The organism is Arthrobacter sp. NPDC057013 (genome assembly GCF_042674585.1).
Lineage (GTDB): Bacteria > Actinomycetota > Actinomycetes > Actinomycetales > Micrococcaceae > Arthrobacter.
In genome coordinates, this window is the sequence record NZ_JBHUSE010000014.1 from 62,618 (window position 1) to 86,573 (window position 23,956).

General features: G+C 67.0%; 27 protein-coding genes. 12 read left to right on the forward strand and 15 right to left on the reverse strand.

What is annotated here, in order from left to right; translation table 11 throughout:
- Window positions 1–139: 139 nt before the first annotated feature.
- A complete protein-coding gene (locus ACFTSA_RS16900) occupies window positions 140–2,143 on the forward strand; it encodes an Ig-like domain-containing protein (RefSeq protein ID WP_377952737.1) in 2,004 nt (667 codons plus the stop codon).
- Between the two features lie 106 nt (window positions 2,144–2,249).
- Here ACFTSA_RS16900 and ACFTSA_RS16905 read toward each other — a convergent pair whose 3' ends face one another.
- Entirely contained in the window at window positions 2,250–2,771 is a 522-nt protein-coding gene (locus ACFTSA_RS16905; protein WP_377952738.1) for a hypothetical protein, read from the reverse strand.
- Window positions 2,772–3,087: 316 nt separating this feature from the next.
- A complete protein-coding gene (locus ACFTSA_RS16910) occupies window positions 3,088–3,924 on the reverse strand; it encodes an alpha/beta fold hydrolase (protein WP_377952739.1) in 837 nt (278 codons plus the stop codon).
- A 157-nt stretch (window positions 3,925–4,081) separates the two neighbouring features.
- Here ACFTSA_RS16910 and ACFTSA_RS16915 point away from each other — a divergent pair, with 157 nt between their 5' ends.
- The 3 genes from ACFTSA_RS16915 (at window position 4,082) to ACFTSA_RS16925 (ending at window position 5,918) form a co-directional block, all read left to right on the forward strand.
- Window positions 4,082–5,128 carry an LLM class flavin-dependent oxidoreductase gene (locus ACFTSA_RS16915; RefSeq protein WP_377952741.1) on the forward strand — a complete coding sequence of 349 codons (1,047 nt, stop codon included), beginning with the start codon at window positions 4,082–4,084 and terminating at the stop codon, window positions 5,126–5,128.
- A gap of 230 nt (window positions 5,129–5,358) precedes the next feature.
- Window positions 5,359–5,601, forward strand: coding sequence for a hypothetical protein (locus ACFTSA_RS16920; RefSeq protein WP_377952742.1), 243 nt, complete (start codon window positions 5,359–5,361; stop codon window positions 5,599–5,601).
- A gap of 71 nt (window positions 5,602–5,672) precedes the next feature.
- Window positions 5,673–5,918, forward strand: coding sequence for a hypothetical protein (locus ACFTSA_RS16925; RefSeq protein WP_377952743.1), 246 nt, complete (start codon window positions 5,673–5,675; stop codon window positions 5,916–5,918).
- On the opposite strand, the gene ACFTSA_RS16930 is transcribed toward ACFTSA_RS16925, so the two are convergent.
- The 3 genes from ACFTSA_RS16930 to ACFTSA_RS16940 all read right to left on the reverse strand — a co-directional run bounded on the left by ACFTSA_RS16930 (window position 5,919) and on the right by ACFTSA_RS16940 (window position 7,522).
- Window positions 5,919–6,584, reverse strand: a complete 666-nt coding sequence (locus ACFTSA_RS16930) for a nucleoside/nucleotide kinase family protein (protein ID WP_377952745.1) — start codon at window positions 6,582–6,584, stop codon at window positions 5,919–5,921.
- A 59-nt stretch (window positions 6,585–6,643) separates the two neighbouring features.
- A complete protein-coding gene (locus tag ACFTSA_RS16935; protein ID WP_377952746.1) occupies window positions 6,644–7,117 on the reverse strand; it encodes a sensor histidine kinase in 474 nt (157 codons plus the stop codon).
- A gap of 168 nt (window positions 7,118–7,285) precedes the next feature.
- Window positions 7,286–7,522, reverse strand: a complete 237-nt coding sequence (locus tag ACFTSA_RS16940; protein ID WP_377952748.1) for a hypothetical protein — start codon at window positions 7,520–7,522, stop codon at window positions 7,286–7,288.
- Between the two features lie 142 nt (window positions 7,523–7,664).
- Between ACFTSA_RS16940 and ACFTSA_RS16945 the strand changes: the two genes are divergently transcribed.
- On the forward strand, window positions 7,665–8,279 hold the full coding sequence (locus tag ACFTSA_RS16945) for a TetR/AcrR family transcriptional regulator (RefSeq protein ID WP_377952750.1): 615 nt from the start codon (window positions 7,665–7,667) through the stop codon (window positions 8,277–8,279).
- 13 nt (window positions 8,280–8,292) lie between these two features.
- On the opposite strand, the gene ACFTSA_RS16950 is transcribed toward ACFTSA_RS16945, so the two are convergent.
- The gene (locus tag ACFTSA_RS16950; RefSeq protein ID WP_377952752.1) at window positions 8,293–8,757 is read right to left on the reverse strand and encodes a hypothetical protein; all 465 of its coding nucleotides are present in this window, start codon (window positions 8,755–8,757) and stop codon (window positions 8,293–8,295) included.
- A 437-nt stretch (window positions 8,758–9,194) separates the two neighbouring features.
- On the opposite strand from ACFTSA_RS16950, the gene ACFTSA_RS16955 reads away from it, so the two are divergent.
- Window positions 9,195–9,716, forward strand: coding sequence for an Hsp20/alpha crystallin family protein (locus ACFTSA_RS16955; RefSeq protein WP_377952753.1), 522 nt, complete (start codon window positions 9,195–9,197; stop codon window positions 9,714–9,716).
- 9 nt (window positions 9,717–9,725) lie between these two features.
- Here the strand turns inward: ACFTSA_RS16955 and ACFTSA_RS16960 are convergent, their stop codons facing one another.
- Window positions 9,726–10,469, reverse strand: coding sequence for a GAF and ANTAR domain-containing protein (locus ACFTSA_RS16960; protein WP_377952754.1), 744 nt, complete (start codon window positions 10,467–10,469; stop codon window positions 9,726–9,728).
- Window positions 10,470–10,757: 288 nt separating this feature from the next.
- Between ACFTSA_RS16960 and ACFTSA_RS16965 the strand changes: the two genes are divergently transcribed.
- Window positions 10,758–11,630: an NAD-dependent epimerase/dehydratase family protein gene (locus ACFTSA_RS16965; protein ID WP_377952755.1), complete on the forward strand. Its 873-nt coding sequence runs from the start codon at window positions 10,758–10,760 to the stop codon at window positions 11,628–11,630.
- Between the two features lie 20 nt (window positions 11,631–11,650).
- On the opposite strand, the gene ACFTSA_RS16970 is transcribed toward ACFTSA_RS16965, so the two are convergent.
- The 3 genes from ACFTSA_RS16970 to ACFTSA_RS16980 form a co-directional block, all read right to left on the reverse strand.
- Window positions 11,651–13,237, reverse strand: a complete 1,587-nt coding sequence (locus tag ACFTSA_RS16970) for an alkaline phosphatase D family protein (protein ID WP_377952757.1) — start codon at window positions 13,235–13,237, stop codon at window positions 11,651–11,653.
- A 109-nt stretch (window positions 13,238–13,346) separates the two neighbouring features.
- Complete coding sequence (locus ACFTSA_RS16975; RefSeq protein ID WP_377952759.1) at window positions 13,347–13,544, reverse strand: hypothetical protein; 198 nt, start codon at window positions 13,542–13,544, stop codon at window positions 13,347–13,349.
- A gap of 123 nt (window positions 13,545–13,667) precedes the next feature.
- Complete coding sequence (locus tag ACFTSA_RS16980) at window positions 13,668–13,892, reverse strand: hypothetical protein (RefSeq protein ID WP_377952761.1); 225 nt, start codon at window positions 13,890–13,892, stop codon at window positions 13,668–13,670.
- A gap of 143 nt (window positions 13,893–14,035) precedes the next feature.
- Here ACFTSA_RS16980 and ACFTSA_RS16985 point away from each other — a divergent pair, with 143 nt between their 5' ends.
- Both ACFTSA_RS16985 and ACFTSA_RS16990 read left to right on the forward strand, forming a co-directional pair.
- Window positions 14,036–14,812, forward strand: coding sequence for a phosphatase PAP2 family protein (locus ACFTSA_RS16985; RefSeq protein WP_377952762.1), 777 nt, complete (start codon window positions 14,036–14,038; stop codon window positions 14,810–14,812).
- Window positions 14,813–14,816: 4 nt separating this feature from the next.
- A complete protein-coding gene (locus tag ACFTSA_RS16990; RefSeq protein WP_377952764.1) occupies window positions 14,817–15,122 on the forward strand; it encodes an MmcQ/YjbR family DNA-binding protein in 306 nt (101 codons plus the stop codon).
- 18 nt (window positions 15,123–15,140) lie between these two features.
- Here ACFTSA_RS16990 and ACFTSA_RS16995 read toward each other — a convergent pair whose 3' ends face one another.
- A complete protein-coding gene (locus ACFTSA_RS16995) occupies window positions 15,141–15,302 on the reverse strand; it encodes a MerR family transcriptional regulator (RefSeq protein WP_377952765.1) in 162 nt (53 codons plus the stop codon).
- Between the two features lie 110 nt (window positions 15,303–15,412).
- On the opposite strand from ACFTSA_RS16995, the gene ACFTSA_RS17000 reads away from it, so the two are divergent.
- Complete coding sequence (locus ACFTSA_RS17000) at window positions 15,413–15,835, forward strand: Hsp20/alpha crystallin family protein (RefSeq protein WP_377952805.1); 423 nt, start codon at window positions 15,413–15,415, stop codon at window positions 15,833–15,835.
- A 107-nt stretch (window positions 15,836–15,942) separates the two neighbouring features.
- On the opposite strand, the gene ACFTSA_RS17005 is transcribed toward ACFTSA_RS17000, so the two are convergent.
- Entirely contained in the window at window positions 15,943–17,424 is a 1,482-nt protein-coding gene (locus ACFTSA_RS17005) for an AAA family ATPase (protein WP_377952766.1), read from the reverse strand.
- Window positions 17,425–17,772: 348 nt separating this feature from the next.
- Here ACFTSA_RS17005 and ACFTSA_RS17010 point away from each other — a divergent pair, with 348 nt between their 5' ends.
- Window positions 17,773–19,341, forward strand: coding sequence for a glycoside hydrolase family 1 protein (locus ACFTSA_RS17010; RefSeq protein WP_377952767.1), 1,569 nt, complete (start codon window positions 17,773–17,775; stop codon window positions 19,339–19,341).
- Between the two features lie 25 nt (window positions 19,342–19,366).
- On the opposite strand, the gene ACFTSA_RS17015 is transcribed toward ACFTSA_RS17010, so the two are convergent.
- From ACFTSA_RS17015 to ACFTSA_RS17025, 3 genes are read right to left on the reverse strand one after another with little or no spacing between them, the layout of a single operon-like run.
- Entirely contained in the window at window positions 19,367–20,440 is a 1,074-nt protein-coding gene (locus ACFTSA_RS17015; protein ID WP_377952768.1) for an App1 family protein, read from the reverse strand.
- Between the two features lie 52 nt (window positions 20,441–20,492).
- On the reverse strand, window positions 20,493–21,227 hold the full coding sequence (locus tag ACFTSA_RS17020) for a DUF72 domain-containing protein (RefSeq protein WP_377952769.1): 735 nt from the start codon (window positions 21,225–21,227) through the stop codon (window positions 20,493–20,495).
- Window positions 21,228–21,237: 10 nt separating this feature from the next.
- Window positions 21,238–21,924 (reverse strand): ANTAR domain-containing protein, encoded by a 687-nt coding sequence (locus ACFTSA_RS17025; RefSeq protein ID WP_377952806.1) that lies wholly within the window; start codon window positions 21,922–21,924, stop codon window positions 21,238–21,240.
- Window positions 21,925–22,109: 185 nt separating this feature from the next.
- Here ACFTSA_RS17025 and ACFTSA_RS17030 point away from each other — a divergent pair, with 185 nt between their 5' ends.
- Window positions 22,110–23,915 carry a glycoside hydrolase family 15 protein gene (locus ACFTSA_RS17030; protein WP_377952771.1) on the forward strand — a complete coding sequence of 602 codons (1,806 nt, stop codon included), beginning with the start codon at window positions 22,110–22,112 and terminating at the stop codon, window positions 23,913–23,915.
- Window positions 23,916–23,956 lie beyond the last annotated feature (41 nt).

Sequence of the window (23,956 nt, forward strand, 5' to 3'; positions counted from 1 at the left end):
CGTTCTCCGTCCTGCCCTGGCCACGCTGCTGCTCACGGGCTTTGCCGCCGCCTTCGCGGGCGTCTCGCCGGGCACTGCCGCCACCGGCGCCGCAAACACTGCCGCGGAAACCCAGGCGGCCGCACCTGCCCGCTACATCGTGCGCTATTCCGCCGGGACCGACGTATCCTCGGCCGTCCGGAACCTGCGCTCGCGGAACATCGGCGTCGGACGCACCTTCGCCAAGGCCATCCGCGGGGCCGTGGTGACGGCAACGCCGGGGCAGGCCGCGGAACTGAAGCGCTCGGCCGGCGTCGCCGCCGTCGAACTGGATGCCCCGGTGACGGCCGCCAACACCCAGCAGTCCGCAACGTGGGGACTGGACCGCATCGACCAGCGCTCCCTGCCGCTGTCCGGGACCTACACCTCGGCGTCCTCCGGCGCCGGCGTAAGCGCCTACGTGATTGACTCCGGCGTGCTGTCTGCGCACGCGGAGTTCGGCGGGCGCGTCGCACAGGGCTGGACGGCCGTTTCCGACGGGCTGGGCACCGGGGACTGCAACGGCCACGGCACGCACGTTGCCGGCACCATCGCGGGAAAGACCTACGGCGTGGCCAAGGCGGCCACGGTGATCCCCGTCCGCGTTCTGGACTGCAGCGGATCGGGCTTCAACTCGGACGTCATCGCCGGGCTGGAGTGGGTTGCGTCCAACCACCAGGCCGGAACCCCGGCCGTGGCCAACCTGAGCCTCGGCAGCACCGCCAGCCCGATGGTGGACGCCGCGGTGCAGGGCATCATCAACGACGGCGTCACCGCTGTGGTCGCCGCCGGGAACTCCGCCGCCGATGCCTGCAACAGCTCCCCGGCCCGCGTTGCCGGTGCGCTGACGGTCGCCGCGAACGACTCCGCGGACAAGCAGGCGTCCTTCTCCAACTACGGCAGCTGCGTTGACCTGTACGCGCCGGGTGTCGGCATCAAATCCGCTTCCCCTGTCTCCACCACTGCCACGGCCCTGATGAGCGGAACGTCGATGGCCTCCCCGCACGTGGCCGGCGCCGCAGCCTTGCTGCTCTCCCGCTCGCCGGGCCTGCAGCCCGCAGACGTAGCGGCCAGGCTGCTGTCCGCAGCCACCTCCGGTGCCATCTCCGCCGCCACCGCGGGAACCCCCAACCGTCTGCTGTACACCGACGCCGCCGCCCTGGTCCTCACCGCGCCCGCAGTGACGGCACTCAGCCCGGCCGCCAATTCCGCCGGCGCCGCCGTGGACGCCAACGTCACCGCCGCCTTCGGTTCCGCGGTCCAGGGCGTCAGCGCCTCCACCTTCGTCCTCCGGAACGCCTCCGGAGCGACAGTGCCCGCTGCAGTCAGCTACGACGCCGCCACGCACACCGCAACCCTGAACCCCGACGGCCTGCTCGGTGCGTCGCAGAAATACACCGCAACGCTGACCGGCGGATCGGCCGCCATCCGCGACGCCGCAGGCACCCCCTTCGGGACGGGCAGCTGGTCCTTCACCACCGCCGCGGCCCCCACGGTCACAGCACGCACGCCCGGGGCGAACGCCACCGCCGTAGCGGCCGGAAGCAACGTCACGGCCACCTTCAGCACCGGAATTCTCAGCCTGAGCGGCAGCAGCTTCGTGCTGCACGGCCCGGGCGGCACCGTTGTTCCGGCGGCCGTCACCTACAATGCCACCACGCGGACCGCCACGCTGAACCCCACGGCCAACCTCGTCAACGACGCCAAGTACACCGCGACACTGACCGGCGGAGCGGCCGCTGTCCGCGACAGCGCAGGGACCCCGCTGGCCAGCACCAGCTGGACCTTCACCACCGGCCCGGCCCCGGCCATCACGGCCATGGCGCCGCGCCCAGGCGCCACGCTGGTGCGCCGCGCCAACAATATCGCCGTGACCTTCAGCGAGGCCATCCAGGGTGCGGGCACCGGCACTGTCACACTGAAGAACACCGCCACCGGCGCCGGGGTGACCGCCACCGTGTCCCGCAACGGCACCACGAACCAGTGGATCCTGAATCCGTCGGCGACTCTGGCCGCGCGGACCGTGTACACGGTTACCGTGACCGGCGGCGCCGCCGCCGTCCACGACCTGGCGGGCAACCCCCTGAAGTCGGCCAGCTGGACGTTCACCACCGGGTCGCTCTGAGCCATAACAAACCCGGGCGGGAGCAAAACAGAGGCCGACGGCGGCATTCAAGTGCCGCCGTCGGCCTTGGGACAGTTGCTAGGACTTAATCAACTGAGGTGGTCCGCTAGTACCCGCGCCCCTTGTCAAGCCTGATGGTTGCGTAGGCGTGGTCAGAATCGGACTTCCAGGTCCAATGGTTCTTCCTGTCCTTGTCCTGGAACCGGATCTTGACGGTGTGCGAGACCTTGACATCCTTGTCGCCGCGGTCGGCGTACACCTTCTCCTTGTTGCTGACCCACTTGTTACCGTGGACCCAGACCCAGCCGTGGTCATGCCCGATCTCTTTGTCCCAGCGGCCGTGGCCCTGGAACATCTTTTGGTCGAAGTAGACCTTGGTGCCTTTGTCGCAGTGGATCTTGAACTTGAAGACGACCTTGACTGACTTGCCGTAGTCCCGATCCTTCTTGCCATAGTCGGCCTTGTCCGGCTTGTAGGCGGTGACGTGACAGTTGTCCTTATGGCCGTAATCCGGCACTGCGTTCGCTGGCGCAGCGAACGCAAACGGTCCGGCAAGCAGACCCAGCGACATGGTGGAAACCAACGCAACCTTAGCCGAGCGGCGAGGTGTTGGCGCAGTGATTTTCATTGTTTCTCCCGCGAGATGTGTTCGGGCAACAATGGCCGATCACGTGACGCGTGGAGACCTATCAACCACTTATGTCCGCTTAATTGATCGTCCACCCGGACATGCCGGGTGGGCTGGAGCCGGACCCGTTCTGGTGCCAACTGCTGGAATCCGGTGCTTCCAAGTGTACGCCCATAAGTGGGTGTCAACACTTATTTACGGGAACTGTCAACCACTAGCGGTTGTTTCGCTCCCGCCCGGGAGCGCCGCCGCGGCGGCTGGGTGGTGAAGGCGGCCGACGGCGGCTGTCCCGGCGGACGCCCTCACCATACGCGGGCTACTTGGCCAGGAATGCGAGCAGTGCCTCGTTGACCTCTGCCCCGTGCGTCCAGAGCAGGCCGTGCGGGGCGCCGTCGATCTCCACGTAGTCAGCCTCCGGCAGGGCCTTGGTGAACTGCCGGCCGGTGGCGTCGATCGGCAGGATGTTGTCCGCCGTGCCGTGCACGATAAGTGCCGGGACGTCGATCTTGGGGATGTCGGCGCGGAAGTCGGTGATCCAGGTGGGCTGGGCGGCCACCGAGGCGAATGCGCCGGAGCCGGCGGCGAGATTCCAGCTGGCGCGGACGGACTCCTCGCTGAGCCGGGGCGTGCCCAGGAAGGTCTCGCTGTTGTAGAAGTTCTTGAAGAACTCGGTGAAGAAGGCGTAGCGGTCGGCTGTGACCGCTTCGGCAAGGCCGTCGAACACGGACTGCGGCACTCCCGTGGGGTTGTCGTCGGTCTGCAGGAGGTAGGGTTCCAGGGACCCGAGGAAGGCGGCCTTGGCCACGCGGGCCGACCCGAAGGTGGAGAGGTACCGGGCCACCTCGCCGGTTCCCATCGAGAAGCCCACCAGCACTGCGTCGTTGAGGTCCAGGGTGGTGAGGAGGGTGTTGAGGTCGCCCGCGAAGGTGTCGTAGTCGTAGCCGGTGGTCGGCTTGCTGGACTTGCCGAAGCCGCGGCGGTCATACGTGACCACGCGGTACCCGGCGTCCAGCAGGGCTGCGGTCTGCTTCTCCCAGGAGGAACCGTCCAGGGGATAGCCGTGGATGAGGACAACAGCCTGCCCGGTTCCGTGGTCTTCATAGTAGAGCTCGATGTCGGTGCTGTTTTCCTGTCCAACGGTGATGTAACCCATGTCAGCATTCCCTTCGGTCTCGTGAGAACGGACGTCCTCAAGCGGTGGTACCAACCTATCGGGATCGCGGGCCATGCGGGATTAGGGGCCGGTGCCCGGCCCGTCACAGGACGTAGCCTGCAGGAATGGCAGCAGGGGCGGGGATGTTGTGCAGGGCATGAAAAGAATTGGCTTCCTGTCGTTCGGCCATTGGGGCCCGGTGCAGGGTTCCCGCACCAGGACTGCGCGTGATGCGCTGCTGCAGGGGATAGAGCTGGCCGTGGCCGCGGAGGAACTGGGGATCGACGGCGCGTTCTTCCGCGTGCACCACTTCGCACGCCAGCAGGCGTCGCCTTTCCCGCTGCTCGCGGCCGCCGCAGCGCGCACCAGCCGGATTGAGCTTGGCACCGGAGTCATCGACATGCGCTACGAGAATCCGCTCTACATGGCGGAGGAGGCGGCGGCCACGGACCTCATCAGCGGCGGCCGGCTCCAGCTCGGCATCAGCCGCGGTTCACCCGAGCCTGCCCGCAACGGCGCCAGTGCTTTTGGCTATGCGCCGCGGGAAGGCGAGACCGATGCGGACATGGCGCGCCGGCACACCGAGGAGTTCCGGCGGGCCATCGCCGGGGCCGGCGTGGTGGAGGCCGACCCGCGGTACGCCGGAGGAGCCACCGGGCTGCTGCCCGTCCAGCCCCGCTCCGAAGGCCTGCCCGACCGTATCTGGTGGGGCGCGGGAACACGGAAGACCGCGGTATGGGCGGCCGAGCGCGGGATGAACCTCATGAGTTCCACCCTCCTGACCGAGGACACGGGGGTGCCTTTCCACGAGCTCCAGGCCGAGCAGATCGCCATGTTCCGTGAGGCATGGAAGGCGGCCGGGCACGCCCGCGAGCCTCGGATCTCGGTCAGCCGCAGCGTCCTGCCGCTGGCCGACGACGAGGACCGCCAGTACTTCGGGCTGAGTGCCCTCCGCGAGGGCCGGGACCAGGTGGGCGCGCTCGACGGAACCCTGGCCCGCTTCGGCAAGAGCTACATCGGTGAGCCGGACGTCATCGCCCGTGAGCTCGCCGCCGACGCCGCGGTGCAGGCCGCGGACACACTCCTGCTCACCGTCCCCAACCAGCTGGGCGTGGAGTACAACGCCAAGCTGCTGGGGAACATCGCCCGCCATGTGGCCCCGGACCTGGGGTGGACGCCGCGGAATGTGCGGGAGCAGGCGTAACCTGCTGGCATTTCTGTCCTGCTGGTGGCCGGCGTCGTGCTTTCCTTCGGTTTCGGCGCCCTGCATCCGGGGGAGGCCGACCCGAACGATCACGCAGCGGCCTTCGCTGAGTACGCCCGCCGCGACCTGTGGACCGGGGTGCACCTGGGGCAGTTTGGGGGCATGGCAATCCTTGTCGGCGGGCTGTTGGTGCTGGGAACCGTGGCCGGCGGCCGGCCCGGACGCTCCGCGTGGGCGGCGCGGCACTCATCCTGCTTGGGATCGCGGTGGGCAGTTCCCGCGGGTTCCCGCGGCCCGTGGGCTACCTCATGGGACTGTCAGGAGCCGCATACCTGGCCCGAGGCTGGATCATTGGAGCCGAGGGTTTCTCCGGCAGCAACACCGTGCCCACTCTTGCCGGCATAGCGCTCATCCTGGTGTGGACGCTCTGGCTCCTGGCAAGTTCATTGCGGCTGCCCGAGTCCCGGCCTTAGTCGCGGCGCCGGTCCTGGTGCCTGTGCCTAGACTGGGACGCGACCGGCATTTCCCAGCGAGAGGCAGTGGCATGACCGACAGCAAGCACAATGCGGAAGAGCCCAGCGACCTTCGGGGCCCTGGCGACCCGGACGCCGTCGAACAGGAGCAGCCCCATCCCGAGGCTGGCACGGCGCACAACATCCGTGAGGAACAGATGACACAGGCGGGCGGCACAGTTCCCGCCAGCTACGTGGGCAGTGGAACGCCGGAGGGCGGCCGCAAGCCGGAAGAGGCCGCGGACGAATCCGGCCTGTGGGACGCCGGGGACAGGTAGCTAACGCCAGGGGATGATCCTGTCGGCGCTGGGGCGCGTGGCTTCGATCAGGCGCGCATTGGCCGCGTCCGGCCCGTTGGCCCAGGCCTCGGCCGCCGCACGGTCCATGCCATAGAGCATGTGCCGTCCGACCAGGCGGGCAAGGCGCAATTCATGCGGTGTGTCGATGAACCAGACCTCGTCCAGCTGTGCCCGCACCTGCTGCCAGCGCGGATCGTCGTTGAGCAGGTAGTTGCCCTCGGTGATGATGATGGGGATGGCGGCAGGAATGGCCAGCGATGCGGCTACCGGCTCATCGATCGTCCGCCGGAAGTCCGGCGCGTACACAACGTCCTCGTCCCGGCGCGCAAGCCGCTGCAGGAGCGAAAGGTAACCGCCGACGTCGAACGTGTCCGGTGCGCCCTTGCGCAGCCGCAGCGGAGTGCCGTCAATGATGGCGTTGCCCAGGTGGAAGCCGTCCATGGGCACCACGAGGGCGGTATCCGGGCCGAGGGCATCCGCGAGGCAGGCCGAGAAGGTGGACTTGCCGGACCCCGGCGAGCCGGCCACACCGAGGAGAAGCCGCTGTCCGGAGGTCAGCCGGCTGCGCAGTTGCCCGACGGCCTGCTGGATTTCCGCGGATTCGAAAGCCAGGAGGGACTGGGGCTCAACGTTCGGAAGGGTCATGCACAGCATCCTAGGCGAGGCCCGGGACGGGGGCGGCGTGCGCCGTGACGCGCGGCGTTTCAGTCGAGCGGAATAGTGATGGTGATCGCGGTGCCGGTACCGGGAGCCGAGATGATGTTCACGGTGCCGCCCGCCTCCTCGACCGCCTGTGAGATGGTCCTCAGTCCGTGGCCGTTGACTTCTCCCGCCGCCGGCGGAACAGATTCGAAGCCAGTGCCGTTGTCCGCGACCATGAGTCGGATGCCGTGGAAGACGGCGGCAAGCCGGACGGTCACATCCGTGGCGTGCGCATGCTTGAACGTGTTGCTCAGCGCCTCCTGCGCGGACTGGTAGAGCAGGGAGGCGCAGCCGGATGAGATCTCGACGCCGTGGTGCGGCGTCTCCCAGCGGATGCAGGTACCTTGGCGGCGCAGGGGAACCGTGAGCCTGTCGATGCAGCCGGCGAGCCCCAGCCGGTAAAAGTCCAGCGGCTGACGGTCGGTGATGACACCGCCGACTTCGACGACTTCCTCGAGAGTTGCTGACTGGTTCATGGCGGCCCCCGGCTTCCTTGCGGTCCTCGTTACATGCTTTCCCTGGAAGGATCGCTCCTCCAGGGGCTGATGCATTAAGGGTGGCGCCCGCCGATCAGGCTTGCCGCAGGTTTACCCCGGGATCCAATCAAGTTTCCGCAAGATATTCTGCAGCCGGGTGTCCTGCCGCTATGGGGCCATCATCCAGGGCTGGAGCGCGTGCTGCGGATACGTGACGGCGTCGGCGGCATCGAGCACCTCCAGCGCGGTCATGTGCGCGGCTGCCGCCACTTCACGGATCGGCTTGCCGTGGGTTACGGCCGCGGCAACTGCACTTTGCAGGGTTGCAGCCGCGGGGTCATGCTCTACTGCTGCGGATTCCAGCGTCGCCACGGCTTCTTCCACCGCGCGAATGTCGTCGTCCATCTGTACCCTCCTGTTTCTGCCCCATTGCAGTGACACGTGCGGCAGGAGACCTGCAACTGCTCCCCAGACGAAGTGTCATGTTCCTAAAACAATAAGACAGACAGGTCTGTCTCTGCCAGTGCCGAGGTACACTGAATCTCTAATGAGTGCTCCTGATGCAACCGGGGATGCCTTGCTGCCTGAAGAGGTGCGTACCGGCCATAGTGAACCGGTGGACCGGATCCTCGCTACCGCCTACGAACTTTTTTCCCACCGCGGTGTCCGCGACGTCGGAATCAATGAACTGATCGAGCGGTCCGGAGTGGCCAAGTCCACGTTCTACCGCCACTTCCCGTCCAAGGACGCACTGGTCCTGGCCTTCCTGGCTCTCCGCGACCAGGTCTGGACCGTGGACCTGATTGTCTCCGAGGCCCGGCGCCGGGGAGCCACTCCCGAAGGACGCCTGCTGGCCATCTTCGACGTCTTCGGCGACTGGTTCCAGCGGGACGATTTCGAGGCTTGCACCTTCATCAATGTCCTGCTTGAGATGGGTCCCGGGCATCCGCTGGGCGAGGCCAGCATCGGCTACCTCGCCAGGATCCGCGGCCACATCCAGGCGCTCGCACAGGAAGCGGGGCTGGAACGCCCCGACGAATTTGCCCGCTCGTGGCACATCCTGATGAAGGGTTCCATCATTTCCGCGACCGAAGGCGACTTCCTCGCCAACAAGCGGGCGCAGCAGATGGCCGGGTGGCTGATCGCGCACCACCGGAGCTGACAGGGTTGGCCATTCAGTCGAGCCGCAGCAGGTTCCGCAGCGGAGCCGGAAGCCACTTCGGCTTAGGTGCGTCAGCGGTGCTCGCGGAACGGTCCGTTGACGGCTCCGCGGTGCCGGCCGCGAAGTAGTCCCCGCCCGCCGGGAGATAATCACCGGCCGGGAGGTTGCCGCCGCCCGTTGCCGGTGGGAGGCAGGCGTTCTCGCTCAAATGGCACAGCAGCGCTTGCTCGGGCGAACCCGGATGTGAGGCCAGGTGCTGGAGCAGCCGGCGCCGGGCTTCCGACTGCACCTCCGTGGTGGCAAGGATGTCCAGGATGAGTTCGATGACCTGGGCCCGCATCACCGTCCGGTCAATCGACCGCAGCGAGTCACTGCAGAAGACCTCCATCGCGTCCGCTGCATCCTGGGTACACCACCCCGGTTCGGCGGCAGTCTTCTGCCATTCAGGCTCAGCGGGGGTGGGGACATTAGCGTCCATTGGGACCTCCGGAAAGGTTCGCGCTTTCCTCCAGCGTCTTCACTGCGTTCTTCATCGCGCTTCCTCCATTGGCGGCATGATTCTTGCATAGTGCCAAGGTGCGGCAGGGCTCCTGTGAAAAGCTCGGCCCGGGGACCCCCTGATGGGAGCGCTCCGGGCTGAAATGGGGGGTCCATCCGGCGAAAAGACTGCTTTCGGGCGGAGGCCGTGCGCCGCCGGCGGCAGATTCCCGGTTTTTCACAAGGAAACTCTCAGGATTGGACCGGGAACGGAGTGCCCGCGGCCGGATGGCTGCAGCAAGCACGCTGACCACCGCCCCCCACAAGCGATCGGCAAGAGACAAGCGTTCCGCAACGGCGTAGCTTTGGTGGTGTCGGGACCAGATCCGGTCCTCCGCATCCTGCAACGGGGCCGGAAGCTGACAGGAGGTAACAGCGATGACCAACATATTCAGGCGTGCCGGCGTCGATATCCCGGAACCCTTCCGCCGGTTCCTGGAGGGGGATTTGGATGCCTGGCTGCGGGTGGAGGAATACCGTGAGTCAGGCTCCCTGGTGGTCAGGGCCGAGGCGCCGGGTATCGATCCCGACAATGACGTGGACATCACCCTCGCCGGCAGCCAGTTGCAGATCACGGTCCGCCGTGAGGAAAAGTCGGAGCACAGGGAGAGGGAAGGGTACCGCTCGGAGTTCCGGTTCGGCACGTTTTCACGGACCGTCAGCCTTCCGGCCCCGGTGAACCAGGAGGATATCAGCGCCTCGTACACCGACGGCGTCCTCGAAGTACGTGTTCCGTTGGCCGAGGAGCCAGCTGCGGGCGGTCACAAGATCCGGGTCTCCCGGGGCGCGGGAACCGGCAGTGGCGGAACCGGCTTCACCGGAACCGGCAGTTCAGATACCAACGGGACTTCACGCACTATGGGGCAGGATCCGGAGGGCCAGGGGTTTGGTGGGCCCTAGGCTGCTGGCTCAGCCCTCGTAGTGGGTCCGCGCCGGGCCCTGGCCCAGGGAATCAACGATCGACGTCGCTACACTGTGCAGCTTGACGTTGCGGGTGCTCGACGCCGCCTTGAGCAGGTCGAAGGCTTCCTCCTGGCTGCACCGGTTCTGCGCCATGATCACGCCGACAGCGACGTCGATGACGGTCCGGGTTTCCAGCGTCGCCTTGAGATTGGCGGCAGCGTCACTGTAGTGGGCGAACCGCACGGCCAGCCGCAGGGCCATTGAGGTCTGGCTGACGAAGTCCTGCGCCAGTTCCAGGACCCGTCCCTCGAACCGGCCGGGGCGGTGCGAGTACAGGTTCAGCGCGGCCCGGGTCTCGCCCTCGAGCACGAACGGGATGGCGAGGATGGAGCGGACGCCCTGCCCCAGCACCTTCTCCGCGTAGCTGTCCCAGCGGTCGTGGTTTTCGAGGTCCGTGATGTGGATGGTGACCTGGTCGCGCGACGCAGTCATGCAGGGGCCATCGCCGAAGTCGTACTGGATCTCGTCCATGGCCTGGGCCTCGGGGCTGCTGCTCGCCACGGTTGCTGCTTTGCGGTGCCGCAGCAGGGTCACGCCGCAGAGGACTTCGTCGCCGGGTTCGGACAGGCTGCGTGCGGAAATCCGGGCAAGCTCGTGGAGGAATTCGCCCACGTCGGAGCTGGTGAGCACCAGCTCGTTGAGGTGCTCCGAGATTGGGGTTTCAGGTTTTGCGGTCGACTCGCTGGCCACGATCTTTCGGTACCGTTTCGCTCAGGTCAAGACGAACCGGCGTGCGCAGCGCCGGTAACCCCATGGCCGGGGCGGTAGCAGCAAGCAAGGTGCCGGATCGAACAACAATCCAACGGCCTTCTGCTAAACCGTACCGAGAAAATATACACCAGAACCACTCGCGCCATGGCCGCCGTTACTGGCGCGGGCCCTAGGCTGGGGGAAAGGTGCCGGACGGCGGAAGCCGCTCCGGCCATCGGAGCACGGCCGCCCGGGTCAGGGCCGGCCAACCAACAGGAGGAGGCCGCGGTGAGAATTGCCGTAACGGGAGGCAGCGGAAAGCTCGGACGGAACGTGGTCCGCAGGCTGGTGGCTGACGGGCATTCTGTCCTGAACCTGGACCGGACAGGTAGCCGCAGTCCCGGCTTTGCCACCGTGGACCTGCGCAATTACGGGCAGGTTGTGGACGTCATCCTGGGCCTGGATGACCGGCACCGGGGGTTCGACGCGGTGGTGCATCTGGGCGCCATCCCGGCGCCGGGCCTCGTGCCGGACGCCGCCACCTTCGAAAACAACATGCTGTCCACCTACAACGTGTTCCAGGCGGCCCGCAGGGCCGGCATCAAGAAAATCGTGTACGCGTCCAGTGAGACGGTGCTGGGACTGCCGTTCGACGTCGACCCTCCCTACATCCCGGTAGACGAGGAGTATCCGGCCCGCCCGGAGAGCACCTACTCGCTGGTCAAGCATCTGGAGGAGCAGATGGCCATCCAGATGACGCGCTGGGATCCGGAGCTGAGCATCGTTGGCCTCCGGTTCTCCAACGTCATGGACCCGGAGGACTACGAGGAGTTCCCGTCCTTCGACTCGGACGCCGCCCTGCGCAAATGGAACCTCTGGGGCTACATCGACGCGCGCGACGGCGCCCAGGCGGTGGCCCGCGCGCTGGACTACCGCACGCCGGGGTTCGAGGCCTTCATCGTCGCCAACGAGGACACCGTCATGAGCCGCTTCAGTGCCAGCCTGGCCGCGGAGGTGTTCCCGCGCGTGCAGGTGACCAAGGAGCTGGGCGAGCACGAGACCCTGCTGTCCATCGAGAAGGCCAAGCGTCTTCTGGGCTACGCGCCGGAACACAGCTGGCGGAACTACCACTCCAACCGCACGACGCCCACCGAGGACTGAGTGCCCCGCGAAGCGGTTGGTTAGGCGCGGGACTGCAGGCCGGGCACGCCGTCCTCGATCCGGAAGGATGCCTTGGTGCTGACGGGGGAACCCGGGGTGCTGACGTAGTCCAGCACCCGGAAGTCGGCCGCCAGGGACTCCTTGGTGATGGTGGTCCGGACGTAGCCGCGCTGGTCGTTGTAGAACTTCAGGTGCTCGTTCCAGGCCATGGTGGGGTCCGTGACGGAGCCCGTCCCGTTGCCGGTGGAGGTGACGGAGGTGCACACCAGCTCCGAACCCACCACGGGCGCGTCCGGATTCCTGTAGTCCACCTTGACGTTGTTGGCCCAGTTGCGGTGCACGTCACCGGTGAGGACGACGGCGTTGCGCACCTTCGCGTCCACCCAGCCCTGCGTGATGCGGCGGCGGGAGGATGCATAGCCGTCCCAGCCGTCCATGGACATGTCGTCGATGTCGGCGGCCTGGTTGCGGTCCCGCTCGGCGAAGAACACCTGCTGGCCCAGGAGGTCCCAGCGCGCCGTGGACTTCCGGAAACCATCCAGCAGCCACTGTTCCTGCTCGGCGCCGGTGATGGTCCGGTTCTCCGCCAGGCGTTCCTGGACGTTCTTCCGCCAGCCGTCCCCGGCCAGCTGATCGTCCCGGTACTGGCGGGTATCCATCATGTGGAAGTTGGCGAGCTGGCCCCACTGAACGGTGCGGTAGATCTTCATGTCCGCGCCGGCGGGCATGGACGGCGCGCGGAGCGGCATGTTCTCGTAGTACGCCCGGAACGCGGCGGCGCGGCGTTTCCGGAAGTTGGCCGCGGTGTCGTTCAGCTGGGCGGCGTCCGCGTTTTCCGGCACTTCGTCCGCCCAGTTGTTGTCCACCTCGTGGTCATCCCAGACCACCAGCCACGGCGCGGCGGCGTGCGCTGCCTGCAGGTCGGCGTCGGCCTTGTACTGGGCGTGGCGCTGGCGGTAGTTTTCCAGCGTAACCGTCTCCGGGCCTTCGTGGTCGCGGACGTTCCCGCCGCCGGTCACGTAGGAGCCCTTCTTGTACTCGTACTGGTAGTCGCCGAGGTGGAGGACCAGGTCCGGCTGGTCCTCGGCGAGGCGGCGGTAGGCCGTGAAGAAGCCGTGCTCGTACTGGGCGCAGCTGGCGAAGGACATGGCCAGGGCTGCTGGCGTTTCGTACCAGGCAGGGCTGGTCAACGTGCGGCCGACGGGGCTGATGTGGCGGCCGGCGCGGAACCGGTAGAAGTACTCGCGCCCCGGCTTCAGGCCGCGCAGTTCGGCATGCACCGAGTGGGCGCTTTCCGGCAGGGCCTGCTCCACGCCGCGCTGGACCACGTTCCGCATGCCGGCGTCTTCGGCAACCTCCCAGAGCACGGTGACCACGCGGGAGGGCATGCCGCCCAGGCCGTCCTCTGCGAGCGGGTTGAGCGCGAGCCGGGTCCAGAGCACGAAGCCGTCGGGCCAGGGGTCGCCGGACGCGACGCCGAGGGTGAAGGGATCGGTGGGAAGGCTCGCCTCTGCATTCCGGGGATCGGCGACGGCGGTGCCGGGCAGGGCGATAACTAGGCCGGCACCCAGGCTGCTGGTGATGAGTGTTCTGCGCGTGATGTCCATGGCCCCGAACCTAGCGAGGCAGCTTGGACAGGCGGGGACGCGCGCGTGAATCGCGAGTGAACGCTAACGCACCGTCCGGCGAAGGGCCGCCTGGCGATTTGGGGCGCCGCTACTTGGAGGGCTGGGGCACTTCACAGGTCAGCTTGGGGTTGGCGCCCATGTAGTTCAGCGGTCCGGCTGCGATGGTGATCGCCACGGTTCCAGCCTCCGTGCAGGAGTCGGGGGAGCCGCTGAAGTAGCCCCGCTGAAACGCGGCGAACACGCCGACGATGAGCCAGATGACCACAAGCATTCCGATGATCCTCACGGCAGCCTCCGTAGCCCCGTTGCCACTTCAATGTGTGACTAATTATCCACCGCGCCTGTCATTCCTGACAGGGCTACCGGAACGGGTCTATCGGTTCTGCCGGGCGGTCCGGGGCTCCGGTGGTCAGCTCGGTTCGGTGGTGTCCACTGGTGTTTCCTCCACGTCCGGGGTGTCCTCCGCCGTGGCAATCTGGCTGTCGCTGGGGGTTTTGGCTCCCGTGGTGTCCGTGCCCTCTTCCGGCTCGAACGTGTTCGGCTCGCCTGCTCCCACTGCGACGCCGGCGGCGTCGTCGGGGACGCCGTCGCCTTGGGTCTGCGGTGAATCGTGGCCGGTTCCTTCAGTGCTCATGTTGTCTCCTGAGACCTTGCGGGGCTGGAAGTTTCACCGTAACAGCGGGGGAGGGCATCCGTAAGGGGGCTTAGGATTTTCTGGCACCGGGGATAACCTTCACTTCTAGGCAGGTTTTCCTTAGCGCACAGGCGGTCTTTCAGGTGGCAGAAGAATCAGCGGGCAAGCAGGGCCGGTGGCGGGCTTTCCATGACAAGTTCGTGGTCGAGGAACGCTACATGGAGCCTGGTGCGAGGAGGGGCCTCTACGTGACGGCAATCGTCCTCGCTGTGGTGGGGGCAACCGTCTTCTTCTTTGCTCTCTCAGGTGTTCAGGACCATGACGGGCTGGCGAGCGCCGATGAGGCGTCTTGGAGGTGGCTCCTGACTACGCGCACGCAGTTGCTGACCGTGGCGATGATTGTCCTGGCCGTCATCTTCGGGCCCGTGGCGCTGCCGATCATTGTCCTCGTTGTTACGGTGGCCTGGGGCATTCTGGCGAAGCATGCCTGGCGGCCGATTCTGCTGGCGGCGGCAATGCTGACCGGCGTGGGACTGGCGCAGCTCATCGGCAGGTCGGTAGACAGGCAGCGTCCTCCGGTGGACCAGATGCTGTTTGGTGCAGACCACACTTTTTCCTTTCCGTCGGGGCACGTTTTGGGGGCCTCGGACTTCCTGCTGATAACGGCGTTCCTGGTCTTCTCACGCCTCCGGAAACCAAAGACAACGGTGGCCGGGTTTGTCTGCGCCATCATCGGTGTGATCCTGGCGTCCGTCAGCCGCTTGTACCTCGGCTACCACTGGGTGAGTGACGCCGTGGCCTCCGTTGCACTCTCTCTGGTGGTGCTCGGTGCCGTGATTGCCGTGGACACCTGGCGCACCGCCCGCGTGCCCGGTGAGCGGGTTACAGGCGAGCTGTCCAAAGCTGATACCCCGGACTGAGGGTATGGCCAACGAAGCAGATGTCCGCAGGATCTGCCTTGCCCTGCCGGGCGTGACCGAGCGCCCCAGCTGGAACCAGCCCGCCTGGTTTGCCAAGACCCTGATGGCGCGCATCTGGGAAACTGGCGTGCTCACGGTCAAGACCGGGGAGCGCGAGGCTTTGGCCGGCACGGATCCGGAGACGTACTTCTGGACACCGCACCATGAGCGGTCGCCGCAGTTGGTCCTCGTCCGGCTTTCAAGGGTCGACGGCGGTCAGCTCGCCGAACTGCTCGAAGATTCCTTCCTGCTGGCCGGTGGCAGGCTGTAGTCCTTACGTTCCGGCGTTTTAAGCCAGGTTCAGGCCTTCGGCCTGGAGTCCGGCGATGCGCCGCAATACCGTATGGTCCGCATCGCTGTACTGGCGGGTGCCGCCGTCGGTCCTTTCGGGGGTCAGCAGGCCCGCGGCGTCCCGGCTGGCCATGTCATTCTGCGTCCAGATTTTCGACATTTCCTCTTGCCCCAGTTTGTCACTGGTGCTATAAAAAATTTATATCCACCACCATAGATGCGAAGTGGTGGGTAGCCATAAAACCTACATGCTGAAGGGAGTGGGAAATGATGTTGATCCGTACTGACCCGTTCCGTGAGCTGGACCGGCTAACCCAGCAGGTCTTCGGAACAGCGGCCCGCCCGGCGGCCATGCCGATGGATGCGTGGCAGGAAGACGGGGAGTTTGTGGTGGCCTTCGACCTGCCCGGGATCTCGCCCGATGATGTGGACCTGAACGTCGAGAGGAACGTCCTCACTGTCCGGGCGGAGCGCCGGGACGCCACCCAGCCCAACGTTGAGCTGGTGGTTTCCGAACGGCCCCGCGGCGTCTTCAGCCGCCAGGTCATTCTCGGCGACACGCTGGACGCGGACAAGATCAAGGCCAGCTACGACCTTGGTGTGCTGACACTGCGGATCCCCGTTGCCGAGCAGGCGAAGCCGCGGAAGATCGAGATCGAAACCAAGGGCCAGCTGCATCAGATCGAGACGTAGCCGGCCGGCGCACTGACAGGGGCGGCCTGCGGGATTCCAGCCGGAACCCCTCAGGCCGCCTGGGCCGCGGCAAACAGCCTCCGGTGGACTAAACCCCCGCTTGTGGACTAACCCGGACCGGCGAAGCCGACGCTGCCAAAGTCGGGCCCGGGGAAGAAGCCTGGCCCGGGGAAGCCGTGGCCGCCGAAACCGCCTTGGCCGTCCCCGCCCCCGGCGGGGCCGCTGCCCAGCAGGCTTCTGGTGAGGGTCTCGCCGTCGGCCATCAGTTCCTCCACCGCCTCGAGCAGGTGGCTGTCCGCTACCGGCGAGCCGTCCAGGGCGGCACGCACGACAGCCCGGCGGACCAGTTCACGCGCGAACGAGGCCGTGGTCCCTTCGGTACGGGCAGCCGCGTCCCGGACGGCGTCCGGGCTGAAGGGAATGCCGCGGGCGTACAGGGTCACCAGTCCGATGCGTTCATCGAGGGCCGGCAGCGGAATATCCACGGCCAGGTCAACGCGGCCGGGGCGCTGGGCGAGGGCCCGCTCGAGCATGTCCACGCGGTTGGTGGTGAGGACGAACGCAACGTCGGCGTCGTGGTCCAGGCCGTCCATGGCATCGAGCACCTCGAACAGCAGCGGCTGTGGCCCGTGCCCGAAGCTGCGGTCCTCGGCGATCAGGTCGCAGTCCTCAAGGACGACGATGGACGGCTGCAGTGCCCGGGCCATGGCGGCCGCCTCGGAAATCCTGGCCAGGGACCCGCCGGACAGCAGGACCGCCGTGATGCCGGCACTCTGGCTCAGCAGGTACCGCACCGTGTGGGTCTTGCCCGTGCCGGGTTGGCCGTACAGCAGGATGCCCCGCTTGAGGTGCTGGCCGTACTCCTTCAGTGATTCCCGGTGCTCGGCGATGCCCAGGGCATGGTCGGCCACCTTCTGGAGCAGACCCTGCGGCAGGATGACATCTGCGGCCGTGAGTTCCGGCCTCGCGTGGAATGTCACCCCGCCGCTGCTGGGCCCGTACTCGCCCATGACCAGTGAAATGACCTGGCCTTTCAAGATGCTGCCGCGCTGCATCCGCCTGCCGAACTCGGCCAGGAAGTCCGCCGCATTTTTCGCATCTGCCGCCAGGACCTCGAGGCAGGCCGTTTGCCGCCCGTAGCGCGGCGCCGCGTCACGCTGCAGGACAGCAACGGGGCTGCCCGCGTGCCGGAACAGCCACAGGCCCAGTGCCACGGCCTGCCGCTGTTCGTCCGGGCCCACCGCGAGGTTGATGTAATCGGGCTGGGACAACGGGAACTGCGGGAAAAACTGCGACTGCTGCAGCATGTCGCTCAGGGACTGGTGGTGGCGCTGGTCACCGCCGCCGATGCCCACGAGCCGGAACTGCGGATCCTCGCCGGCGAGTTCGGCCATCAGGATGTCTGCGTCCACGAACCGGTGCGCCGGGACCTCCTCCACCACCACCGCGAGTGATTCGGCCGGCACCGCCAGATGCCGTGTGATGGTCGTCAGCAGCTGCGTGCCGGCCTTGACGCGATGCTGGCCGGACTGCGCGATCTCCACCAGCCGCGCGAAATCATCGATGAACTTCCCCAATTTTTCATCCATGCCGCGACCCTACCAGTGGCGGTCAAGGCCGCCTCGTCAGCGGCCCCTGCCTGTGCCATTCTGGAAGGTACGCGATCCGGAGGCACCGCGGCCCGGACGTGCCGCAGTCCCCAGGGCTGCCGAAGGACCGGAGCCGTCGAAGGAGAGGGCCATGTTTGCGCCCAAGGGTTCGTTTTCATGCCCGAGGGCCACACGATTTTTGTCTACCCCAAGGACAACCATGAGCCGGCCACTTCCGTGATCAACCCGGGCAGCTCTAATCCAGACAGAGCCGCGCCCTGAGCGGTAGACTCCGGCAATCTGAAGTTTTGGCCCACCGGCCTTTCACAACGTCACAGAGGTCTAGCGATGCATCCTTCCGCCAAAGAACTGGCAGCCATGGTTCCGGCCGATTTCACCCTGGGTGTGGCGACAGCCGCCTTCCAAATTGAAGGGGCGCTCGATGAGGACGGCCGCGGACCCGCTGGCTGGGACGTCTTTGCCGCCAAACCCGGGAACATCGTGGACGGCCACAGCCCCGCGGTGGCGTGTGACCACTACCACCGCATGCCGCAGGACGTGGCGCTGATGAAGGAGCTGGGCGTCGACTCCTACCGGTTCTCACTGGCATGGCCTCGGATCCAGCCGGACGGGCGTGGAGCGGTGAACCGGGCCGGCCTGGACTTCTATGACCGGCTGCTGGACGAGCTGCTGGCCAACGGAATTTCGCCGATGGTCACGCTCTACCACTGGGACACGCCGCTGGCTCTCGATGAGGACGGCGGCTGGCTCAACCGGGACACCGCTTACCGGCTGGGGGAGTTCGCCGCCATCGCCGCGGCCGCCTACGGGGACCGGGTGGCGCGCTGGGTGACCATCAATGAACCCGCCACCGTGACCACCAACGGTTATGCCCTCGGCCTGCACTCACCGGGGAAGGCCGACTTCGCCAACGGCCTGCCCACCGTGCACCACCAGCTGCTGGGCCACGGCTTGGCCCTGCAGGCCCTTCGTGCCGCCGGGGTGCCCGGAGAAATCGGCATGACCAACGTGTACTCGCCCGTGGTGCCGAACTCCGGCAACCCCCTTGACTGGATGAGCGCCGGAGCGATGGACATGGCGCAGAACCGGCTTTATGCGGACCCCGTGCTCACCGGAAAGTATCCGGACCTCATCCGCCTCGGGAAGTTCTTCTCGTCCTTCGACCATCCGGACGAGGACATGGCCGTCATTTCCCAGCCGCTGGATTTCTACGGCATGAACTACTACATGCCCACCCGGGTGGCAGCGGGCGGGGGCGACAGCCCCGTGCCGGCGGCCATGGCGGAGGCGATGGGGGATGACCTCAAGGACGCCACGCCCGGCGCCCCGCTGCACATCGAACCGTGGCCGGACACGGAAACCACTGCCTATGGCTGGCCCGTGAAGCCGGAGTACATGGCCGTGGCGCTCAAGGAAATGGCCGAACGGTACCCAAACCTTCCGCCGGTGATTATCACGGAGGGCGGGGCGAGCTTTGAGGACATCAGGGTCCTCGACAAGTCCACGAACCGGACCTTCATCCCTGACGAGCGGCGGCTCCGCTACCTCTCCGACCACCTCGGCACCGCCCTCCGCGCCACCGCCCCCGGCGGCGAAGCCGAACGGATCGACCTGCGCGGCTACTACGTCTGGTCGTTCATGGACAACTTCGAATGGTCGGGCGGCTACAAGCAGCCGTTCGGACTGGTGCACGTGGATTTTGAGACGCAGGTGCGCACGCCGAAGGCCTCGTTTTACTGGTTCCAGGAACTCCAGGAGGAACGGAAGCTGGCAGCCTCGACGGATGCCGCCGTTGCAGCGGCGGCATCCGGGCCGGACAGTGCTGTGACTGGCGGACTGCTGACAGACGCAGGGATGTCCGACGGCGGCACGTCCGACGCCGGACCGGTCACCTGAGAAGTCCGGTCACCATTTCGGGCAGCTAGAGCAGTTCTAGTTCCCGGAGCTGGCGGGCTATGCCCGCGCCGTCGGGGGAGTAGATCCACGGCACCGTCGAGGCGCTGTGGTCCCCGTCCTCGGAGTGGCCGCCGGCGAAGACGGCCTCACTCACGGACAGCTGCCGGATGGCGATAGCCGCCACCTTGTCCGCGTTGTGCTGCGTGAACTGCGAGTAGATCTGCTCGTCGTGCTGGCCGTTATCGCCGATCAGCAGCCAGCGCATGTGCGGGAATTCCGCCGCCAGCCGCTCAAGGTTGCGGCGCTTGTGCTCCTGGCCGCTGCGGAACCAGCGGTCCTGGGTCAGCCCCCAGTCCGTCAGCAGCAGCGGGCCCGCCGGATACATGTTTCGGGTCAGGAACCGCGCCAGGGTGGGCGCCGCGTTCCACGGGCCCGTCGAAAGATAGATGACCGGCGCGTCGGGATGCTCCACGGTCAGCCGGTCCAGCAGCACTGCCATGCCGGGGGTGGCCATCCTGGCCCGCTCGCTCAGCACAAAGGTGTTCCAAAGCGCCAGGAAGGGCCTGGGCAGAGCCGTCACCATGACGGTGTCGTCAATGTCGGAGACGATGCCGAACTTTGTGTCGGGGGCGATGACGAAGATGCTGGCTTCCGCCGGTTCAGTGCCGTCGCAGCGAAGGATGGCGGTGTGCCAGCCGGGGGAGAGGGAGACCGGAATGTCGATGTCCACCAGCCCGCCGCGGTCGGCCTTGACCTTCGTGACCGTTCCGCCGATCTCGATCTCCACGTCCGAGCGGGGAATGGGGACGCTGGTAAAGGCGCGCCAGCCCCGCACATTCTCGGTGCCGTTCCGGGCGGCATGGTCGGCGCGGCTGCCGGGCACGGGCTTGCTGGCGAGCACCACGCGGCCCAGTACCCGGACCCATTCGGTGGACCCGTAGCCCTGGTAGGCGATGGTCTTGGGTTCGAACTTCCAGCGCCGGGCAAGCTTCAGGCGCGCCGTGTTGATCGCATCCGAGAGCCGGTGGGCCAGGCGGAAGACGCGCGTTCCTGACAAACTCGCCTCTGACAACGGTGATTCCTGTGACGCCATGTCCATGGCTTCACTCTGCCACAGGGCAGCGGCCCGTGGGCTGCCCGTCTGCGCTCTGTTACTCACCGTCTCCCAACATGCCGCGCAGGGTGGCCGCATTTCGCACGGCGTTCCCGCCGCCGTCGTTATTAAAGTACGCGAAGACGTCCCGGCCGGAGCTGCGCCACTCCCTGATCCTGTCCGCCCACCAGGCCAGGTCCTCGTCCGAGTAGGAGCCGCCGTACAGGTACTGGTGGTCCGGCCCGTGCAGCCTGACGTAGACGAACGGGGCGGTGGCCTGCAGGTTGCAGGGCAGATTGGCGCCGCTCATGACGGTGTAGGCGGCCCCGTGCCGTTCCAGCAGCGCGTAAACCTCCGGCTGCTCCCAGCTGGGATGCCGGAACTCCACAGCCACCCGGATCCAGCCGGGCATGGCGCCGAGGAAATAGTCCAGGCGGGCGTCATCCCGCTCCATGCCCGGAGGCAGCTGGACCAGCAGCACCGCGCGCTTGTCGCCCAGCTCGTGCCAGCACCGCGAGATGCGTTCAATCCAGACTTCCGGGCCGTACAGCTTCTTGGCATGGGTGAGCCCGCGCGGGGCTTTGACGGACAGGGCAAAACCGGGCGGCAGCCTGGTCCGCCATCCCGCGAACGTGGTGTCCCTCGGCCAGCGGTAGAAGCTGGCATTCAGCTCCACCGTGCTGAACCGTGCCACGTAGTGCTGCAGCCTGTCCCTGGTGGGCAGTCCGGGCGGGTACAGCACGTTTTCCCAGTGGTCGTAGCTCCAGCCGGATGTGCCGATGTGGATGTTCAACCGTCGGCCGTCAGTCGAAGTGGGTTGTCACGGTGCCGCCGCCGGCGGACTCCACGATGGCCGCAGCGACGTCGCGCAGCTTCAGGTTTCGCGTGCTCGACGCCGACTTGATGAGGTTGATGGCGTCCTCCTGGCTGCAGCGGTTCTGCGCGATGATGATCCCGACGGCGGTGTCAATGATGGTCCGTGACTCCATCGCCCGCTTCAGGTTGGCGGCGTTGTCGTTGCGCTGGGCGAGCAGGACCGCGAGCCGGAGGCCCTTGGAGGCCTGGCGGACATGGCTGACGGCACTCTCCACGGCGCCGGGGTCAAAGGCGTTCGGCTTCTCGGAGTACAGGTTGAGTCCGGCCCGCGCGTCGGCGCCGGGGAGGTCGAAGGGGACCGCCAGAACCGAGCGGATGCCGCTCCTCAGCACTGTGTCGTTGTAATCCGGGAACTCGGTGTCGAGCTCGAAGTCCGGAACATGGACCAGGACGCCCTCCCGGCAGGAGCGAAGGCAGGGGCCGTCTTCGAACTGGTACTGGATTTCGTCGACTGCCTGGGCGTGCTCGCTGCTGCTGGCAACGGTGGCGGCCGAACGGTGCCGCAGCAGGGTGATGCCGCAATAGATCCGGCCACGCGGGCCGGACATGCTCTCGGCGGAGAACCGTGCCAGCTCGTCGAGGAAATCCTGGACATCCTGGGTATCCAGCAGCATGTCCTGGACGCGGCCCACCACGTCGGCTTCATCCACGCGATTCTCCACTCAAGGCTCCACTTCCGCCCCGCATTCGGCTGAACAGGGCAGGGCTGATTGGCAGGCTCCGGCGGCTGCTCCGCCTGACTTCAGGCTACACCCGGGCGCCCCTCGTGCGGCGGGCCCGGCTATGGCAGTGTAAGGGCATGGTACGCATTGAGGATTATGCGGTGGTCGGGGACCTGCACACCGCGGCCCTGGTCAGCACTGAAGGGTCGATTGACTGGCTGTGCCTGCCGCGGTTCGATTCGCCTGCCTGCTTCAATGCGCTCCTGGACACCCCCGAGGCGGGCCGGTGGCTCCTCGCCCCGGCCTCCGGGGGCAGCTGCACGCGCCGCCGCTACCGCCGGCACACGCTCATCCTGGAAACGGAGTGGGAAACTGACGACGGCACCGTCCGCGTCATCGACTTCATGCCGCCCCGCGACGAGGTGGCAGACATCGTGCGGATCGTGGTGGGGCTGCACGGACATGTCCGGATGAGAAGCGAACTGGCCCTGCGCTTCGACTACGGCCACATCATGCCCTGGGTGCGCCGGGACAGCCACGGCCTCCACGCCATCGCCGGGCCGGATTCTGCGTACCTGGTGACCACCGCCCCGCTGCGCGGCGAACGCATGCACACCGTCAGTGACTTCACCGTGAAGGCCGGCGAACGGGTGCCGTTTGTGCTGACGTGGGCGCCCAGCCATGTCCGCCGGCCGCGGTCCGTGGACGCCGAGGAAGTCCTCGACTCCACCGAACGGTTCTGGCGGGAATGGACGGACAAGTGCAAGGTGGCCGGGCCGTACAAGGACGCCGTGCAGCGCTCGCTGATCACCCTGAAGGCCCTCACGTACGCGCCCACCGGAGGGATCGTTGCGGCCGTGACCACGTCGCTGCCGGAGCAGCTGGGCGGTCCGCGGAACTGGGACTACCGCTTCTGCTGGCTCCGTGATGCCACCCTGACGCTGCAGGCACTGCTCGCCGCCGGCTACACCTCCGAAGCTGCGGCCTGGCGTGACTGGCTGCTGCGGGCGGTGGCGGGGGACCCTGCCGACCTGCAGATCATGTACGGGATCCACGGCGAACGCAGGCTTCCGGAGCTGGAACTGCCCTGGCTGTCCGGCTACGAGAATTCGGCGCCGGTCCGGGTGGGCAACGCGGCCGCGGGCCAGCTGCAGCTGGATGTGTGGGGCGAGGTGCTGGACTGCCTCTCCCTGACCCGCAACTCGCTGCTGAAGCACACGGACGAGGCCTGGGACGTCCAGGTTGCTCTGATGGAATACCTCGAAGGCGCCTGGGATCAGCCGGACAACGGGCTGTGGGAGATGCGCGGGCCGCGTCGGCATTTCACCCATTCCAAGGTAATGGCATGGGTGGCGGCGGACCGGATGGTCAAAGGCGTCCGGGATTCGGGGCTTCCCGGTCCCGCGGACCGGTGGGAGGCGCTCCGCGACACCATCCGCGCCGAGGTCATGGAGAACGGCTTCGACGCCGCCCGCAACACCTTCACGCAAAGCTACGGCCGGCCCGAACTCGATGCCAGCCTGCTCCTCATTCCCCGCGTGGGCTTCCTTCCGCCCGACGATCCCCGGGTCACCGGCACCATCGACGCCATCCAGCGTGAACTCACGGAGGACGGCTTCGTGCTCCGGTACCGGCCGCAGGCGAGCGACGACGGGCTGCCGGGGGGAGAGGGCGTGTTCCTGGCCTGTTCCTTCTGGCTTGTGGAGGCACTGCTCGGGGCAGGCCGGCGCAGGGAGGCCACGGAACTTTTCGAACGGCTGCTGTCGCTGCGCAACGACGTCGGCCTGCTGAGCGAGGAATGGGGCGTCCAGAGCGGGCGGCACCTGGGGAACACCCCGCAGGCGTTCAGTCACTTCGCTTTGGTGACCAGCGCCCTCCAACTGAACCAGCACCGGCCCCGCAGGAGTGACAAGCCGCTTCCGTCAAAGGCCGCTACGGGGTAGCGGTCGCGGTTAGGCCCAAAAATTGGGGTACGCCTCTCACC